Source organism: Lentzea indica, from assembly GCF_012184385.1.
GTDB classification, from domain to species: domain Bacteria; phylum Actinomycetota; class Actinomycetes; order Mycobacteriales; family Pseudonocardiaceae; genus Lentzea; species Lentzea indica.
Window position 1 is genome coordinate 1 of record NZ_VSRL01000200.1, and the last position, 16,488, is coordinate 16,488.

Below are 16,488 nucleotides of genomic sequence, written 5' to 3' on the forward strand. Positions count from 1 at the left end.
CTGCGGCGCAGGACGGCAGCGGGCCTGGCGCCCGTGGTGCCGAGATTCGGCGAGTGGCTGGAACACGCCCCCTACGGCCCTTCGAGGAGGCGCTGAATGGCGGACACTCCCCTGCTGGTGGCCGATTCCTGGCTGGTGCTCGACGGGTCGGTGCGGTCGCTGGACCGGCACGTCAGCAGGTTCACCCGATCCTGCCTGGAGCTCGGTGTCGTCACACAGCAGGAACTGGACCGTTTCTGGCGCGAGGCGATCTCCGCCCTGCCTCGCACCGGCGCCTGGTTCCCACGGGCGGAACTCGCGGGCGACCCGCCGTCGTTGCGACTGCGGATCCGCCCGGCACCAGAGCGCGGCGAACACGTGCGGGTGTGGGTACCGGACGCGCCCGATCACCGGCGTAGTCCAGCCCGCAAGGGCCCGGATCTCCAGTCGCTGGGCAAGCTGCGTGCCGAAGCGGAAAGCCACGGCGCCCAGGAGGCACTGCTGCGCACACCGGACGGCATCGTGGTGGAGGCGGCGAGCTCGTCAGTGCTGTGGTGGGAGGACGACGTGCTGTGCGCACCGCCCGAGGAGATTCCGGCGCTGCCGGGAACGACCGCCGGGTTGGTGCTGGACTTGGCCGCGGCGCAGGGAATCCGGACGGCGCAGCGTGCCCGTCGGGTCGACGAGCTGGCAGGCCGGGAAGTGTGGCTGCTCAACGCCCTCCACGGTATCCGCCTGGTGACCGGGTTGATCGGCTGCGGTGCCACTCCCGGCGGCGACACCCACTTCGCGCCGTGGCGGGAGCGGGTCGAACGGCTGCGCACACCGCTGAACCCGCCCACCGCCACGCGGCCACGTCAGCTCGAGGTCGTCGTCGATGGCTGAGTCGATGGCTGGGGCGCAGGGGGAACCATGCGGGTGCTGACCGCGATGCGGTTGTAGGCGTTGATGACGGTGCAGACCCAGATGAGCGCGGCGGTCCCGTCCTCGCCGAACTCGGTGGCAGCGGCCCGGTACACCCCGTCCGGCACCCGGCCGTCGTGCACGAGGGTGATCGCCTCGGCCAGCGCGAGAGCGGCCTTCTCCCGCGCGTCGAACCGCGTGGACGCCGGCCAGGCGAACAGCGCGTCGAGGCGCTCCGGCGACTCACCGGCGGCCCTGGCGTCACGGGCGTGCAGGTCCATGCAGAACTCGCACCCGTTGATCTGCGAGACGCGCAGGCGCAGCAGGTCCAGCAGCAGGACGGGCAACCCGGCCCGTGCCGCGGAGTCCGCGGCCGCGACGTGCAGCGCCCGCATCGCGGCGGACACGTCCGGGGTGACCGACTTCAGGTTCACCCTCGGCTCACTCGTAATGGTCGACATGCTTCCACACTAGCGGACCTTTCGTGAGTTTTTCGTTGGTACACAACAGAATTATACGCCGCGTCCATTGTGGACGTAGCGCTCCGAGCGCTGCCCGCGATGAGATCATCACGCCCACGGCGGCTGCCGCGAAGCCCGCCGTTTCCGTGTTGAATCACCGGTTCGTGTCGATGTTTCGCTCGGCTGGCGGCACTCCACCGGGTAGCAGACCCAGTAGAAGAAGCGCATGACGACCAACCCCACACGCATGCTCGCCATTGCTTCGTTGCTGGCCGTTGCCGCCGTCCTCCCGACCCCGGCCCACGCGGAGACCGGCGACCTGTCATGCACCGGCAACTTCCAGTTCGACTTCACCCCACCGCTGACCCCGACGAACACCACAGCCGACACCACGGTCGGCGGTGGACTCGTGAACTGCCAGTCGCCCAACGGGAAGTACACCCGGTTGAAATCGGGCGTCCGCACCGGGACCGGAACAGCGACCCGCCACTTCGGCGACCAGTGCGCACCCGTCATGACCATCACCGAACAGGCCGTCCTGACGTGGAACACCGGCGAGAAGAGCGAATTCGACATCACCGTCAACACCGATCCGGCCGCGGGACGAGTCACGATCAGCGCCCGCTTCACCCACGGCCCACTCGCCGGCGACACCGCCAACGCCTACCCGGTGGTCCACCCCAACGCCGACTGCGCGACGTACGGCTTGTCCCAGCTGACGTCCGAGGCGCTCCAAGTGTTCTGGGAGTGAACAACGGCGGCGGCCGACATAATCCGCGGCCGGAAGCTGCCATCGCACGTCCCCTCGCGGGTGGCCCGTCCTACCATGCGGGCACGTCTCGCTTCGGAGGGAAACCATGGGCTACCAGGAACGACGGGCCGAACTGATCGCCAAGCGGGCCGCGCCACATCTGGAGCCCGGCGAGCAGATCCAGACGGGATTCATCGCGCAGACCGGCTCGTGGATCTTCAACGTGCGGGTGTGGACGTTCGTGGCCACCGACCGCGCAATCCTGATCGTGGGCCGCGATGGCGTCCAGCGCCTCCCCCGCGACCTCCGCTTCGGCGAGCCGACCGGGATGTACCACAAGATCGAGCTCGACCGCACGTACAAGGTGCACCGGCAGTACTACTCGGAGATCACCACCGCCGACGAGGCTCTGCACGAAATGCATGTCCGCGGCGACCTGCCGGAGAGCGAGCAGCGCTGAGCCGGCTCGCTCTCTGGCCGACAAACACTCAATGACCGAAGTCGCGCAACAACCCCGTGTACCGCTTCGGCGGAGGGACGGCGAACTCGTCCCGCTTGCCGGTGCGCAGCCCCATCTCCACCAGCGCCTGCACCGTGAGAACGGCGGACTGGACCCCGTCGACGACCGGTACGCCGATCGCCGCCGCGATCGGCGCCGCCCAGTCCGTCATGCCCGCGCAGCCCAGCACCACCGCGTCGGCTCCGTCCTCCTCCACGGCTTGGGCGCAGGCGTTCGTGACCACGTCGAGCGCTCCAGGAACCCGGTCGAGCTCCAGCACCGGGATGTCGCAGGCGTGGACGCCCCGGCACAGCCCGCGCATCCCGTAGCGCTCAGCCAGTTCCCACGCCCGGCCGCGGGTGCGGGACAGCGTCGTCACCACGGTGAAGCCCCGCCCCAGGTAGGCGGCGGTGCGCATGGCGGCTTCGGCGATGCCCACGACAGGACCGCGAGCCAGCTCGCGGGCGGCGTCGAGTCCGGGGTCGCCGAAGCACGCCACGACGTAACCGTCCACACCGGACTGTTCTCCGGCTGCGATCTCCGTCAGCAGTCCCGGCACGCTGAGCGCCTCGTCGTAGTGGCTCTCGATCGACTCCGGCCCCATCGCCGGGCTGACCGCGTGCACCGAGGTTCCAGGAGCGGCGACGGCTTTGGCCGACCGTTCCACCAGCGCGGTCATCTCCTGGCTGGTGTTGGGGTTCACGACCTTGATGATCACCGGGCAGGCCTGGACGCGAGCGAGTACACCGCCAGCCCCACGGCCATGCCGATGAACCAGGTGTACTGCGCGGCGGGCGCCAACGCCGGCACCAGGACCGGGACCACGGCGACGATCGCGCCGGCGGCCGTGGCGGCGATCGCTTTCGGGTTGTAGCCCTTGCGGTAGTGGTATTGGCCGTTCGGTGACATGGTGAACAGGTCGTCGACCACGACCTTCTGCTTGCGCACCAGGTAGTAGTCCGCGATCAGCACGCCGAACAGCGGGCCGATGAACGCGCCGAGCACCTCCAGCGTGTAGTGGATGACCTCCGGGCTGTTGTAGAGGTTCCACGGCGTGATGAGCACCGACCCGATGGCGGCGATCATGCCGCCTGCGCGCCAGCTGATCCGCTGCGGGCTGACGTTGGAGAAGTCGAACGCGGGCGAGATGAAGTTCGCCACGATGTTGATCCCGATCGTCGCGACGCTGAACGTCAACGCGCCCAGCACGATGGCGAACGTGCTGTCGACGCGGGCGACGGTCGCGACCGGGTCGGTGATGAGCTCGCCGAACACCGGCAGGGTCAGCGACGTGGTCACGACCACCAGCACCGAGAACACCAGGAAGTTCACCGGCAGGCCGAGCAGGTTGCCCCGCTTGACCGCGGCGAACGACCGGCCGTAGCGAGAGAAGTCGCCGAAGTTCAGCATCGGGCCGGAGAAGTACGACACCACGAGGGCGATCGCGCCGAGCATGACGGGGATCGAGGCCAGTCCGGTGTGGCGGACCTCGCCGAGGCTCAGGTCGATCGCGCTCCAGCCCGCACGGTAGATCAGGTAGCCGGTGAGCAGGAACATCACCACGTACACGGCGGGACCGCAGAAGTCGATGAACCGGCGGATCGTCTCCATGCCGGTCCAGAACACCGCCGCCTGCACGAGCCACAGCAGGGCGAACGAGCCCCAGCCCAGCAACGGCAGCCCGAGGAACCCGTACTGCTGCACGTCCGCGTACGGCATCAGGCCCGGGAAGAGCTTGAGCAGCACCACGTTCAACGCCGCGGACGCCAGGTAGGTCTGGATGCCGTACCAGGCCACCGCGATGAGCCCGCGGATGATCGCCGGGACGTTCGCACCGAGCACGCCGAAGGACGCCCGGCAGATGACCGGGTACGGCACACCCGTCACCTGACTCGGTTTCGCGACCAGGTTGCAGAACACGTTCACGATGCCGATGCCGACGACCAGCGCCAGCAGCACCTGCCAGCTGGACAGGCCGAGCATGAACAGGCTGCCCGCGGTGACGTAGCCGCCGACACTGTGCACATCGGACATCCAGAACGCGAAGATGTTGTACGAGCCCCAGGTCTGCTTCTTCAGGGGCGCCAGGTCCTCGTTGGTGAGGCGCGGGTCGTAGTGGGGCGCGGTGCCGGTCGCCGGGCGGGAGGCTGTCTCGGTCATCACCAACTCCTCGAGACCTCGGATGTGGTGCGAGCAGCCTGGCCCCGCCGTGTTACGCCCCCATGACGCGAACCGTATATCTTTCTCGGCCCCCGTCGGTCGAAGCCCAGGTCAGTCGGAGTCGACGAACAACCCGGTGTGACGGGGCAGCGCGGCGAGCGACGCCCGCAGCCGGCCGTGGTGCGCCCTTGCCGCCGCGACCAGCTTGTCCACGTCCCGCGCGAGGAACGCCGCGAGCATCTCCTCGTGATCGTGGTGCAGTTCCACTTTCGCGCTGTCGGACACGTGGGCCATGGGCTGCACCGGCTCCGTGGTGTTCCAAGCCGACTCCAGCATGGCCAGCAACCGGTGCATCCCGCACGGCCGGACGAGCGCGAGGTGGAACCGTCTGCTGTTGCGGTGGTAGCCGCGCACGTCGTGTGCCGCGATGGCCTGGCCGAGCGCCTCGTGGGTCGCGGTCGCCTCCTGGTCGTCCCGCTCACCTGCCAAAGCGACCGCGGCGGTCAGCGCCGCCATCTCCAGCACTCGCGCACACGTACAGCTCGTGCAGCTCGCGGGTCGTCAGCCTGGCGACCTGGTAGCCCAGGTTGGGCCGGTGCTCGACCAGGCCCTCGCCGATCAGCGTCTTGAGCGCTTCGCGCACCGGGATGCGGCTCACCCCGAACACCTGCGCGACCTCGTCGAGCGGAATCGCGGTGCCGGGCGGGACGTCGCCGTCGAGCAGGCACCGGCGCAGCTCGTCGAGGATCGCGGCCTGGGAACCACCCGGCTGGTCGCTGACCAGCCGGGCGATCAGCGCCGAACGTTTCCGCGGGCCCGCCACGCCGGCAGCCTACCCCGCCGGCTCCGGCATCGACGTTGCCGTTGCAGCCCGCGACAGTGTGCGCCAAGAACCCTCTTCTCATCGGAGGATCCTTCGCGAAAGTCGTTGAGGGGCAACGAATCCGTCCGATCGGCGGGGTTGCCTGCCGATCGGGAGATCACCTAGGTTTCAGGTATGTCAATGCGGAAAGCGCTCTCCGTACTCCTGGCTCTCCCCCTCCTCGCCGCCGCCGCACCGGCCGCCGCGGTCCACCCTCCCTCCTCCTGCGCCCGCCCGAACGTGCTGTTCTGCGAGGACTTCCAGTCCGTTCCGCTCGGCGGCGCCACCAGTCTCAAATGGGGTGTCGACACCAGCCACGGCACGCTCACCGTGGAGAAAGCCCCACGCGGCCAACGGGTTCTCCGCGTGCACACCGAACGCAACGGCCGCGCGTTCCTCCGGGTCGAGGACTTCTCGGCGCCGGGCAACAGCTTCTACGGACGGGTGCGACTCAAGGCCGACGCCTTCCCGCGCAAGCCCGACTGGGCCCACTACACCCTGATCGAGGCCACCGGCCAGGGTCCGGAGATCGTGCGGCCGCTGGGTGGTCAGTACGTGCCCACCGCGGGCCGTGCGTTCTGGGGTGTCGGTGCCGACGGCGGACCGACCGGCGACTGGACGAACTGGCGTGAGTCGGCTCCGTCCCGCGAGGACGTGTGGCAGTGCGTCGAGTGGCGGATGGACGCCGCCGACAACCGGGTCGAGCTCTGGTTCGACGGCGTCCCTCAGCCGGATCTGACCGTGTCGACGCGCAACCACGGCGGAAACCCGGTGGACTTCGTGTTCCCGCGCTTCGACACCGTCAAGTTCGGCTGGCAGCTCTACCAGCCCAACGACGGCGCGTACGACCTCTGGCTGGACGACATCACCTTGGCCACCAACCGGATCGGCTGCTGACCGCTCACCCGCAGACCATCCCGTTCAGCGCTGGTGAGAGGAACGGCGGGGTGCCGCCGCTGTAGGTCGCGTTGTAGCCGACAGTGGCGGTCCCGCCGGTGCCCAGAGCGCCGTTCCAGGACGCGTTCGCGACCTCGACGACGTCACCGGAGTCCGTCCACGTCCCGCTCCAGCCCTGGCTCACGGTCACACCCGGTGCGGAGAACCTGAACTTCCAGCCGTTGATCGGTGCCGCCTGGTTCTCGATCACGATCTCGGCGCTGTAGCCGCCCGACCAGGTGCTGGTCACCCGGTGCGTGGCCTTGCACCCACCCGTCGCAGGAGGGGTGGTCGACGGTGGCCTGGCCGCGTTGGCCAGGTCGTACGCCCGCTGCGGCACGAACTGACCGGCGCCGGCGATACAACCGTCCGCCTCACCCGGCAGCTTGACCCACAGGAACGCGGCGATCTGGCCGTCGCCGGTCTGGTCGGTGCTGGGCGTGCCGATCGCCCGCCCAGGCGGGTCGCACCACTCGCTGCCAGCGGGACCGTTGCCGTTGCGGCTGGTGTCGATCACCGCACGTAGGCGGGAGTCGCCCACGGAGTTCAGCACCGCCTTGGCGAACGCCACCTCGTCGGACGTCCAGCGGTAGTTGGACACGTTGGTGGAGATGCCATCGGCGCTGTTGGAGATGTCCGCCGCCCGCAACCGCGCCGCCGCTTCCGCCGGTGCGAGCCAGGCCGAGTGGCCGATGTCGAAGTAGACCTTGGCCTGACCGGACCCGGCTTTGAGCCGCTTGCCCGCGTACGCCATCGACGCCCTGGTCTCGGCCTGCTGATCGGCGTTCTGGCAGTTCGTCATCAACGGCAGCACGTCCGGTTCCAGCACGATCACCGCCGGCCGTCCCGCCAGTCCCGCCGCCACCTGGTCCACCCACGCCCGGTACGCACTGTGCGAGGGCGCGCCGCCGCCGCTCGCCCCGCCGCAGTCGCGGTTGGGAACGTTGTAGACCACCATGATCGGGACCTTCCCCGCAGCCGCCGCGGCGCCCACGAAGGCGTCCACCTCGCCTCGCACCGTGCCGGTGTTGGTGGTGGTGAACCACCTCGCCTGCGGCACGGTCGCGATGCGGTCGCGGATCACGGGCGTGCGCCAGTCACCGGGGTTCGCCGCGACCCATTTGGCCGCGTTGGTGCCCGGATCGACGTAGAACGGTGATGCGGCCGCCTGTGCGCTGCTCAGCACGGCTGCAGCCGTGGCCACGAACGTGGCCATCGCGACGCCGGCGGCAACTCCTTTGTTGCACATCCTGCCTCCTCATTCTGGGAGCGCTCCCAGACTGGCGCCACACTCTAGGCGCGGACAGGCCACACGAAAAGAGTTCGTCGAACGACCTTCGACGAACCCTGCGCGAAGTTGCAGCACAAGGACCATTCGACTGTTGGATCGAATGGACCGGAAACGTTCCCGGAGTTCAGTGAGCGCTGAACTCCGGGAACGAGCAGTCACCAGGCCAGTCCCAGCCTGGAGATGTACTCGGTCAGCAGCCCGGAGATCAACCGGTGGTCGCGCTGCGAGAAGTGCCAGTCGCACCCGAGGCGGTCCAGCGCCGGGTCGGCGTAGTTCCAGTAGCGCACCCGGCTGTCGCCCTGGTTGTTGCGGTCCTGCGCGACCTGCCGGACGGCGTCGGCGAACGTCCCCGAGCCCTCCGGAACACTCACAAGGATCGTCGTGCCAGCACCGTAGCGGGACCGCAGCTTGTCGAGGAACCCTTGGTACGCCGACTTGTACGCGGCCACGAGGCTCTCCGGGGTGGGCCACTGCTCACCGGGCTTGAGCGCGGTGGAGAAGTCGTTGGTGCCCAAGCCCACCACAACGAGCTGCGGCCGCCACGTGCCGGGGTTCTGCCACACGTCACCGTCGACGTTCAGCAACGCCCGGTCGTAGTAGGTGCGGTAGCTGGTGCCGGGCTCGCCGCCACCGTAGTTGCGCACCATGCCACGACCGGAGAAGGCGTTCACCTGGTAGTCGGCGTTCAGCGCGCGGGAGGTGAGCGCGCCGAAGCTGAGGTCGGTGTTGGTGTTGGCTTCCACGCCGCCGTTCGTGGAGCAGTCGCGCGTGGTGGACAGGTTGCCGTAGCCGGCGGTCAGCGAGTCGCCGATGAACTCGATCTGCCGGGTGCGGGCCGCGGGCTTGGTCAGCACGGCACCGCCGGACCCGGCGACGAACCCGCCGAACTCCCCCGCCGCCCAAGGGGCTTCTGACCGTTTGACGAGCCGGACGCGGTGCTCGGCGTAGCTCAGGTTACGCACCCAGTAGGTGGTGCGGCCCGGTTTGACGAGCGTCGTCACGGTTCGCCCGTCGATCTGCACGTCGTAGTAGCTCGCCGCGTCGTTGAGCGAGATGCCGACGCTGGTGCCGCGGAACCGGCCCTCGAAGTAGACGCCGGGCCAGCTGTACTGGACGGACGCCGTGACCCGTCCCGCGGTGTGCGCCCTGTCCAGGGCGCCCGGCGCGGCTTGAACCGCCGGTGCGCCGATCAGTGCGGCGACGAGAACGGCCACTGTTGTTGCGCGGATCATGCGATCGCTCCAGTCACGGTGTTGCCCGACTTCGTGATGTAGTAGGTCACCTTGGTGCCGCTCCAGTAGTGGAACGTGAGCGTCACCCGCGCGTTGTCCCTGACGGCGTTGAGGAAGTCCGGCCTCAGGAGCGTGGTACCGCTCGAGTAGTCGGGCGCGAACGTGCGGTCGTACTCCTTGAAGGAAGTCCAGTCGTTCGGCCCGGCGTTGGTGCCGTCCGCGTACTTGGCCTCCATCGTGGCGAGCAGGTCGCCGCGGAAGGTCGTCGGGATCGCGAACGAAGCCGTTGTCCCGCTTGCGTTCGACAGCACCGGCTGGTCGTAGGTGATCACGTGGAGCTTCCACGGCACGCCCCGGGAGAAGCGGGCTGTCAGCACCGCGTTCGTGCCGTACTGCCGCGAGCCGCTCAACCTGGTCAGCGCCTGCGCGGTCAGGGTCAGCCGGTCGCCGGCGACCGTGTAGTCCCGGCCGCTCACCAGTGCGGTGTCGCCGTGCCACAGCCCCTGGAACGAGGTTCCGTTGAGGTTCAAGGTGATCGTCTTGGCGGTGATGGCGCTCGACTTCGCGCTGAACACCTGGTCGGTGAACGCGGTGCCGGAGCGGGTCGTCCAGCTCGACTTGATCTGCGCGTAGAGCTCGGGGTCGCTCCACCGGAACGACGTCCGGCCGAGGTGCTGGCCGTTGTCCCACAGCATCGTCGTGATCTTCTTGGTCCGCGCGTAGTAGCCGAGGTGCTCGAAGAACTTCAGCTTCTCGCCCTGCTCGATGGTGCCGGTGTGGCGGTCGAAGCCGAGCAGGCCGTACTCGCCGAGGATCACCGGAACGCCCTTCGCCACGAAGGCGTTGTAGACGCGGTCGAAGTAGCCGGTGAGGTCGTTTTGCGCGGTGGCGTCGTAACGTGTGCCGCCCGCAATGTTCACGCTGAACGGCCAGTAGCCGTAGTAGTGGACCGTGGCGGCCAGGTTGGGGTCGTTGAAGCCCCGGATCTGGGTCGCGAGCGCGTCGATCAGCGGCTGGTCGGCCGACGTGTGCAGGGTGGGCAGGATCAGCAGGCGGCCGGCGTTGTTCCCGCCCGACCGGCGCACGATGTCCCGGAACGACGCGTTGAGCTCGCCCAGCAGCTGGATCTCCTGCGCCTGTCCAGAGCTACCGGCGAACTGCGGCTCGTTCACGCTCTCCAGCGTCAGCTTCGACCCGAAGTCCCTGAACGCGGCGGCCAGCTGCGTCCAGACGGCGTTGAAGCGGTTCAAAACGCCAGTGCGATCGGACGGCATAGCGTTGATCCACTGCCACGAGTCGTGGTGGACGTTGATCATCACGTAGAGGTCGCGCGCCAACGTCCAGCGCACGACCTCCTTGACACGGTCGAGGTACGCGGCCTCGATCGTGCCGTCCGGCGCCAGGTGCGCGCTCCACGTGACGGGCAGGCGGATGCTCTTGAAGCCCTGCGCCTTCACGTTGTCCAGCAAGGCTTCCGTGATGCGAGGGTTCCCCCACGACGTCTCGTCGGCGCCGGTCGAGTCGAGCGTGTTCCCGAGGTTCCACCCCGGCTGCATCGCCGCGACCTGATCCATCGCGCTGCGGGCCCGGACGTCGGCCGAGGCGGCGACCGGCATCAGGCTCCCCACCAGGACCGCTGCCGCGGCCACCACCAAACCGATCATCGATCGTCTTTGAACGAATAACCGCGACATGAAACGAAAACTGGCACGGCGCCCTGCCACCGTCAAGGCACCGGCCAGAAATCGATACGCTTCGACGAATTCGACCACCGAATCGTCGAACGATGTGAGGACAATTCACTCCCTGCACTTCTTGCCGGTGTTCACGCAGTTGACCAGACGGTTCATGATCTGCTGCGACATGGTGCCGTTGGTCGAGACCTTGGCGTCGCCGTACAGGACGCGGAGGAACTTCGGCATCGCGACGACCTTGCCGGCCGGTGAGCCGCGGAACTGCAGGTCGACGACCTCCGGGCGCTGGATGTCACCCTCGTTGCCGGGCATGAAGTTGGCGTCGCGGGGATTCTCGTTCTTCGCCAGGCGCTTGTTCGCCCTCGTCGATCTGGGTCTTGAGCAGGGCCGGGTTGCGGTCGACCTCCGCCTTCGCCTGGCTCGGCACCTTCGGCAGCCTGCTCGCGACGTCCGGGCAGTTCACCACCTTCGCCCTCGTCCGCACCGTCGTTGATGCGCACGACGGGCCAGAAGTAGGCCGACTTGTCACCGTTCTTGCAGGTCGTGCCCGCCGCCTCCAGCGACTTGTTGTTCGAGTCCGCGTCCGTGGACAGGTTGCCGACGTAGTCGTGCAGGTGCTGGGCACCGTACCCCCGTGGCATGAGCCTCTACAAAGGACAGCCCCGGACACCGGGCTGCGCGATGAAGTTGTCCGGGTTGAAGTGCCCGTTCTCGTTCCGCCCGCAGTCGACCGTGAACGCGCCTGTTGTGGCGCCGCGGATGGGGAGCCGAAACGGCTCATTTCGATTGCGTTCGAATCGAATGACCGTCGAACGCGCATGTCACACCTCGCGTGTCGGCGAGGCCCCGCAGCCCGGACGGCCGACTGGAGACATGCGTCAACTCCCCCTTCAGGCACGAGACCGGCACTCCGGAAAGCGCTTTCCAGCCTAATGAACAAAGGGTATGCTCATACGGAAGATCGTTTTCTGTTCCGTCTACATCAGACAAACCCTGCCGTCTGGAGACAATTGTGCGGAAACGTTTTCTGACATTGGTCGCGCTCACCCTTCTACCTTTGATCGCCGGTGCCGGTCCGGCGTCGGCGGATCAGCCCGACTGCTCCCCCGCCGCCGAGGCGTCCGCCAGTGCCGCGAGCGTGAAGGTCTGGCTCGCCGGCGACTCGACGATGTCGAACCCGCAGTCCAGCTGCCCGGTGGGCTGGGGCAGCCAGTTCGACCCGCTGTTCAAAGAGGACGTCACCGTGGTGAACAACGCGGTGGCCGGTCGCAGCATCCAGACCTGGCTGTACGAGTCCAACGTCAAAAGCACGAAGGACTCCGCGGGCGAATGCGTCGTGAGCCCCAGGACGTTCCACCAGCGCTGGCTGAACATGCTCGATCCCACCAACGGGATGAAGGCCGGCGACTACCTGATGATCCAGTTCGGCATCAACGACGGCAGTCGCGACTGTCCCCGGCACGTGGGTTCCGCCCGGTACAAGGAACTCCTCGCCATGATGGCCAAGGCGGCCAAGGACCGCGGCGTCACGCCGATCTTCCTGACGCCCGTCTCGGCGATCAGGTGCAGCGGCAGCTCGGCCGTCGGTACCCGCGGCTTCCTCACCGAGACGTTCGACACGGGCCGGGCGAGCCAGGTGACCGTCATCGACCTGCACAAGCTGAGCTACACGCTCTACAACACGCTCAAGCTGTGCCCCAACAACGGCGACTACACCAGCGGACCGGTCGGCGCCTTCTTCTGCAACGACCACACCCACTTCGAGGCTGCCGGTGCCAGGCAGATCGCCGGTGTCGTGGCCACGGCCCTGCGCGACCAACGGATTCCCCTTTCCGGCCATCTCAAGTGACGGTGAGAGCGTTGCCGGTGCCCTGAACCGGGTCCCCGGCAGGGAACTGGACCTGCCACGCCGACGGCGGCGACTCGACCTCGACCTCGATCCGGTTGCCGCTGCGGCGTGTGTGGAACGTGGAACCGGCAACCTCGGTCGTGATCGAGGCGCCGTCGTCGAGCTGGTGGATCCGCAACGTGACACCGTCGGCGTAGTCGTAGTCCGGGCGGTCGTCGACGGCTCCGAGCGGGAGCACGGTGTTCGGCCGGACCAGCAGCGGCACGGTGAGGAAGTCGCATGTCATCGTTGTCCACCGGCCGCCGGGAACCTCGGCCCCGGTGAAGAAGTCGGTCCAGGTGCCCTCCGGCACGTAGAACGACACCTTGCCGCTGTCGGAGAACACCGGCGCCACCAGCAGGCTGTCGCCGAGCATGTACTGCCGTTCGAGGTGCGTGCACGCCGGATCGTCCGGGAACTCCAGCGCCATCGCCCGCATCATCGGCGTGCCCTCGGTGGCGGCCTGCAGCGCCACGTGGTGCAGATATGGCATCAACCGGGCCTTGAGCTTGGCGAAGACCCGCAGCACGTCGACGGCCTCCTCGTCGAACAGCCACGGCACCCGGTACGACCTGCTGCCGTGCAGCCGGCTGTGCGACGAGAGCAGGCCGAACGCGATCCACCGCTTGAACAACGCCGGGTCCGGAGTGCCCTCGAAGCCGCCGATGTCGTGGCTCCAGTACCCGAAACCGGACAGTCCCAGGGAAAGCCCGCCGCGCAGGCTTTCGGCCATGGCCTCGTAGGTCGATTCGCAGTCGCCTCCCCAGTGCACCGGAAACTGCTGCGATCCCGCGGTGGCCGCACGGGCGAACACCACGGCGTCACCGTCGCCACGGCGTTTGCGCAGCACCTCGAAGACGGTCTTGTTGTAGAGATAGGCGTAGTAGTTGTGCATCCGCTCGGGATCGGAACCGTCGAAGTACACGACGTCGGTGGGGATGCGTTCGCCGAAGTCGGTCTTGAAGCAGTCCACGCCCTGGTCGAGCAGAGCGTCCAATTTGGACGCGTACCACTCGCGGGCGGCGGGGCTGGTGAAGTCGACCAGCGCCATGCCCGGTTGCCAGAGGTCCCACTGCCACACGTCACCGTTCGGCCGCTTCAGCAGATAGCCGCCTTCGACACCTTCGGCGAACAGCGGGGACCGTTGCCCCACATAGGGGTTGATCCAGACCGAGATCCGCAGGTCCCTGGACTTCAGCCGGTCCAGCATGCCGACCGGATCGGGGAACGTGCGCGGGTCCCATTCGAAGTCGCACCAGTTGTACTCGCGCATCCAGAAGCAGTCGAAGTGGAACACGCTCAACGGCAGGTCGCGTTCGATCATGCCGTCGATGAAGCTCGACACCGTCTGCTCGTCGTACGACGTCGTGAAGGACGTGGACAACCACAAGCCGAACGACCACATCGGCGGCATCGTCGGACGGCCGGTCAGCAACGTGTACTTGCGCAGGATCTCCTTGGGGCTGGGGCCGTAGATCACGAAGTACTCCAGCGACTGCCCCTCGACGCTGAACTGCACGCAGGACACCTTTTCCGAGGCGACCTCGAACGACACGTGGCCCGGATGGTTGACGAACACGCCGTAACCCGCGTTGGTCAGGTAGAACGGCACGTTCTTGTACGCCTGCTCACTGCTCGTGCCGCCGTCGGCGTTCCAGATGTCCACCGTCTGGCCGTTGCGCACCAAAGGTCCGAAGCGCTCGCCGAGCCCGTAGACCACGTCACCGACGCCGAGGTCGAGCCGGTCGCGGACGTAGTGCTTGCCGTCCAGGGTCATGAAGCCCATGCCCTTGGCGGGGCTGGTGGTAAGCACCTCGCCGTCGACGACGAACTCGACCTTCCACTCGCGGCTGACCCTCACCTCCAGCGCACCGGACGTGAGACTCTCGTCGCTGAGGTGCACGTACGGCTCGGCGGTGGTGAGCCCGAACTCCGGCTGTCTGCGCCGTTCGCCCTCGAAGTGCGTCAGGCTCACGCCGATCACGTCCGGCATCGGCGAGGAGAACCGGACCGTCGCCACAGGCCCCTTCAACAGGTCGCCGCGATGGCGGATCGGGCGGGTCGGCGCGTGCACCACCAGCTCCCCCGCCGTCTGGGCGATGTCGTAGACCTCGACCGGATGAGCCGCCTCCACGCCGTCGCGCAGCAGCCAGTAGCCGTTGCTGAATTTCATTCGACCCGCTTTCGCCGTTCGAATTCGAATCGAATCGCTTCGATTCCCTTTCACCGCAAGAACGTTAGCGATAACATGCCTGGTGAGGAAGCCCTGCTGATTCCCTGCATTCCCTTACCCGAGGGAGATTTCCCATGTCCTCCACCAGGTGGCGAGCGGGCGCGATCGTGGCCGTGTCGGCGATGCTCGGCGGCGTCCCCGCGGCGAACGCGGAGCCGCGGATCATGGCCTGCGGTGACCGTGCGTTCAACGCCGAGGCCGTGCTGAGCGGCAGCACGTGGACCGCCCGCAACGGCGGCCGGACCGTCTACACCGGCGGTGACATGCGGTCCGCCGTCCAAGCCGCGGTCGGCAGCCTCAGCGCGGGACGCACCTCGAAGCAGTGGGTTGTGGTGCGCGGCAACGGTTCGGTCAGCGCGGGCTCGCGGATCTCGTTGCCCAGCTACACCGGCATCGACGTCTGCGGCACGATCAACGTGACCGGCTCCGGTTCCGGTGACCAGGCCCCGATCTACTCCAGGGCACCCGCGACGTCGAGGTGCGTTACCTCAGCCTCACCGGCCGCCCGCTGTACGGGATCTTCATGCGCAACGTCGACAACCTCGTGCTCGGGCAGATCGACATGCGGCTGTCCGGCGGGCTCGGCGTGCGCATCGACAACCGCGGCAACACCAGCGTGCGCAGCCGGAACATCAGGATCGACAACGTCTTCGTCTCGGGCGCGGGCAGCCACGCCGTGGAGACGTACGGTGTGGACGGCCTGACGATCGGCACCGTGACGGCCCGCAACGTCGGCGAGTCCGGGTTGCTGCTCAACGACACCATCAACGCCACGGTCGGCACGGTGGACGCGGAGAACGCGGGCGCCGGCACCGGATACGCGGCGTTCCGGACGGCGAACCGCAACGGCCGCATCGGCAACAGCTACCCCACGAACATCCGGGTCGGCACCGTGCGGGCCCGTGGCGGCGGCCGCGGCGTGTTCTGCGTGTCGGAGAGCGGCGGGCTCACCATCGACCGGATCGACCTCGCGAACACCGGCAACAACGCGGTCCTGATCGAGAACTGCTACAACGTGAACCTCGCGGCGCAGAGCGGAACCGTGACCGGCGGCGGTGAGATCCGGCTGGCCGCCCGCTCGGAGTTCCCGAACAACAGCGACATCACCGTGCAGAACCTGACGGTGACCAACTCGTCGGTGCGCGAAAGTCCTTGTGGCATCAACACGACGTTCCGCAACATCAGGCTGAACAACAGCACGTCGAACGTGTGCCCGTAACGCTCAGCGGACGAGCTGCTGGAAGACCGGTGGCTCGTCAGCCGCCAGGTCGTCCGGCAGGTGCAACCCCTTCTGCCGTGGCACGAGCTCGGACTGCAGCACGATCGCCGCGGCGCCGATCGCCGGTGCCGACGCGGCCGAGGGCGACAACCGCACGGAGACGGAATGCGCGTCGCGAGCGATGAACGCGCTGTCGAGCTCCGCACGCAGCACCGGCAGGTAGACCGAGCCTGCGATGGCGAAGCTCGGCCCGGTGAGCACCAGCACCTCGAGGTCCAGCACGTTGGCCAGCGAGCGGGCCGCCACCGCGACGTACCGGGCGGATCGCTCCAGCAACGCAGCGCCCGCGCGTTGCCCCCGCCGGGCCGCCCCGGCTGATC

General features: G+C 67.8%; 16 protein-coding genes and 1 pseudogene. 6 read left to right on the forward strand and 11 right to left on the reverse strand.

What is annotated here, in order from left to right:
• The first annotated feature begins 96 nt into the window (after positions 1 to 96).
• The gene (locus tag FXN61_RS36385) at positions 97 to 864 is read left to right on the forward strand and encodes an aminotransferase class IV (protein ID WP_167978480.1); all 768 of its coding nucleotides are present in this window, start codon (positions 97 to 99) and stop codon (positions 862 to 864) included.
• Here the strand turns inward: FXN61_RS36385 and FXN61_RS36390 are convergent.
• Positions 837 to 1,343 carry a carboxymuconolactone decarboxylase family protein gene (locus tag FXN61_RS36390; RefSeq protein WP_167978481.1) on the reverse strand — a complete coding sequence of 169 codons (507 nt, stop codon included), beginning with the start codon at positions 1,341 to 1,343 and terminating at the stop codon, positions 837 to 839. The two genes, FXN61_RS36385 and FXN61_RS36390, sit on opposite strands and share 28 nt — an antisense overlap.
• Before the next feature lie 226 nt (positions 1,344 to 1,569).
• Here FXN61_RS36390 and FXN61_RS36395 point away from each other — a divergent pair, with 226 nt between their 5' ends.
• Positions 1,570 to 2,094, forward strand: coding sequence for a hypothetical protein (locus FXN61_RS36395; protein ID WP_167978482.1), 525 nt, complete (start codon positions 1,570 to 1,572; stop codon positions 2,092 to 2,094).
• Between the two features lie 106 nt (positions 2,095 to 2,200).
• On the forward strand, positions 2,201 to 2,554 hold the full coding sequence (locus tag FXN61_RS36400; protein ID WP_167978483.1) for a hypothetical protein: 354 nt from the start codon (positions 2,201 to 2,203) through the stop codon (positions 2,552 to 2,554).
• Between the two features lie 28 nt (positions 2,555 to 2,582).
• Here the strand turns inward: FXN61_RS36400 and FXN61_RS36405 are convergent, their stop codons facing one another.
• The 4 genes from FXN61_RS36405 to FXN61_RS51065 form a co-directional block, all read right to left on the reverse strand.
• Positions 2,583 to 3,311, reverse strand: coding sequence for an aspartate/glutamate racemase family protein (locus FXN61_RS36405; RefSeq protein WP_167978484.1), 729 nt, complete (start codon positions 3,309 to 3,311; stop codon positions 2,583 to 2,585).
• Positions 3,308 to 4,753: an NCS1 family nucleobase:cation symporter-1 gene (locus tag FXN61_RS36410; protein WP_167978485.1), complete on the reverse strand. Its 1,446-nt coding sequence runs from the start codon at positions 4,751 to 4,753 to the stop codon at positions 3,308 to 3,310. The genes FXN61_RS36405 and FXN61_RS36410 overlap by 4 nt, the downstream gene beginning before the upstream one ends.
• Positions 4,754 to 4,864: 111 nt before the next feature.
• On the reverse strand, positions 4,865 to 5,269 hold the full coding sequence (locus tag FXN61_RS51060) for an FCD domain-containing protein (protein ID WP_246292440.1): 405 nt from the start codon (positions 5,267 to 5,269) through the stop codon (positions 4,865 to 4,867).
• Positions 5,232 to 5,576 (reverse strand): GntR family transcriptional regulator, encoded by a 345-nt coding sequence (locus FXN61_RS51065; protein ID WP_223165757.1) that lies wholly within the window; start codon positions 5,574 to 5,576, stop codon positions 5,232 to 5,234. Before FXN61_RS51065 ends, FXN61_RS51060 begins: the two co-directional genes overlap by 38 nt.
• 180 nt (positions 5,577 to 5,756) lie before the next feature.
• Here FXN61_RS51065 and FXN61_RS36420 point away from each other — a divergent pair, with 180 nt between their 5' ends.
• Complete coding sequence (locus tag FXN61_RS36420; RefSeq protein WP_223165758.1) at positions 5,757 to 6,512, forward strand: hypothetical protein; 756 nt, start codon at positions 5,757 to 5,759, stop codon at positions 6,510 to 6,512.
• Between the two features lie 4 nt (positions 6,513 to 6,516).
• Here the strand turns inward: FXN61_RS36420 and FXN61_RS36425 are convergent, their stop codons facing one another.
• From FXN61_RS36425 to FXN61_RS51070, 4 genes and pseudogenes are all read right to left on the reverse strand, one after another.
• Complete coding sequence (locus FXN61_RS36425) at positions 6,517 to 7,800, reverse strand: glycoside hydrolase family 6 protein (RefSeq protein ID WP_167978487.1); 1,284 nt, start codon at positions 7,798 to 7,800, stop codon at positions 6,517 to 6,519.
• A 197-nt stretch (positions 7,801 to 7,997) separates the two neighbouring features.
• Complete coding sequence (locus tag FXN61_RS36430) at positions 7,998 to 9,074, reverse strand: SGNH/GDSL hydrolase family protein (protein ID WP_167978488.1); 1,077 nt, start codon at positions 9,072 to 9,074, stop codon at positions 7,998 to 8,000.
• On the reverse strand, positions 9,071 to 10,738 hold the full coding sequence (locus tag FXN61_RS36435) for a cellulase family glycosylhydrolase (RefSeq protein ID WP_246292437.1): 1,668 nt from the start codon (positions 10,736 to 10,738) through the stop codon (positions 9,071 to 9,073). The genes FXN61_RS36430 and FXN61_RS36435 overlap by 4 nt, the downstream gene beginning before the upstream one ends.
• Before the next feature lie 204 nt (positions 10,739 to 10,942).
• A pseudogene (locus FXN61_RS51070) lies at positions 10,943 to 11,562 on the reverse strand (DUF1996 domain-containing protein); the annotation flags it as partial.
• A gap of 263 nt (positions 11,563 to 11,825) precedes the next feature.
• Here FXN61_RS51070 and FXN61_RS53305 point away from each other — a divergent pair.
• On the forward strand, positions 11,826 to 12,617 hold the full coding sequence (locus tag FXN61_RS53305; protein WP_246292438.1) for an SGNH/GDSL hydrolase family protein: 792 nt from the start codon (positions 11,826 to 11,828) through the stop codon (positions 12,615 to 12,617).
• Here FXN61_RS53305 and yicI read toward each other — a convergent pair.
• Entirely contained in the window at positions 12,610 to 14,829 is a 2,220-nt protein-coding gene (gene yicI / locus FXN61_RS36455; protein WP_167978490.1) for an alpha-xylosidase, read from the reverse strand. The genes FXN61_RS53305 and yicI overlap by 8 nt on opposite strands.
• A 538-nt stretch (positions 14,830 to 15,367) precedes the next feature.
• On the opposite strand from yicI, the gene FXN61_RS36460 reads away from it, so the two are divergent.
• Complete coding sequence (locus FXN61_RS36460) at positions 15,368 to 16,108, forward strand: hypothetical protein (protein ID WP_246292439.1); 741 nt, start codon at positions 15,368 to 15,370, stop codon at positions 16,106 to 16,108.
• A 3-nt stretch (positions 16,109 to 16,111) separates the two neighbouring features.
• Here FXN61_RS36460 and FXN61_RS36465 read toward each other — a convergent pair.
• The coding region (locus FXN61_RS36465; protein ID WP_167978491.1) for an ROK family protein at positions 16,112 to 16,488 on the reverse strand (377 nt) is incomplete at its 5' end.

Excerpts from the sequence above, each read along its gene's own strand:
- FXN61_RS36390 (WP_167978481.1), bottom strand. The coding sequence starts at position 1,343 with ATGTCGACCATTACGAGTGAGCCGAGGGTGAACCTGAAGTCGGTCACC.
- FXN61_RS36435 (WP_246292437.1), bottom strand. The coding sequence starts at position 10,738 with ATGATCGGTTTGGTGGTGGCCGCGGCAGCGGTCCTGGTGGGGAGCCTG.
- FXN61_RS36395 (WP_167978482.1), top strand. The coding sequence starts at position 1,570 with ATGACGACCAACCCCACACGCATGCTCGCCATTGCTTCGTTGCTGGCC.
- FXN61_RS51060 (WP_246292440.1), bottom strand. The coding sequence starts at position 5,269 with ATGGCGGCGCTGACCGCCGCGGTCGCTTTGGCAGGTGAGCGGGACGAC.
- FXN61_RS36425 (WP_167978487.1), bottom strand. The coding sequence starts at position 7,800 with ATGTGCAACAAAGGAGTTGCCGCCGGCGTCGCGATGGCCACGTTCGTG.
- FXN61_RS36420 (WP_223165758.1), top strand. The coding sequence starts at position 5,757 with ATGCGGAAAGCGCTCTCCGTACTCCTGGCTCTCCCCCTCCTCGCCGCC.
- FXN61_RS36410 (WP_167978485.1), bottom strand. The coding sequence starts at position 4,753 with ATGACCGAGACAGCCTCCCGCCCGGCGACCGGCACCGCGCCCCACTAC.
- FXN61_RS36400 (WP_167978483.1), top strand. The coding sequence starts at position 2,201 with ATGGGCTACCAGGAACGACGGGCCGAACTGATCGCCAAGCGGGCCGCG.
- FXN61_RS36385 (WP_167978480.1), top strand. The coding sequence starts at position 97 with ATGGCGGACACTCCCCTGCTGGTGGCCGATTCCTGGCTGGTGCTCGAC.
- yicI (WP_167978490.1), bottom strand. The coding sequence starts at position 14,829 with ATGAAATTCAGCAACGGCTACTGGCTGCTGCGCGACGGCGTGGAGGCG.
- FXN61_RS36430 (WP_167978488.1), bottom strand. The coding sequence starts at position 9,074 with ATGATCCGCGCAACAACAGTGGCCGTTCTCGTCGCCGCACTGATCGGC.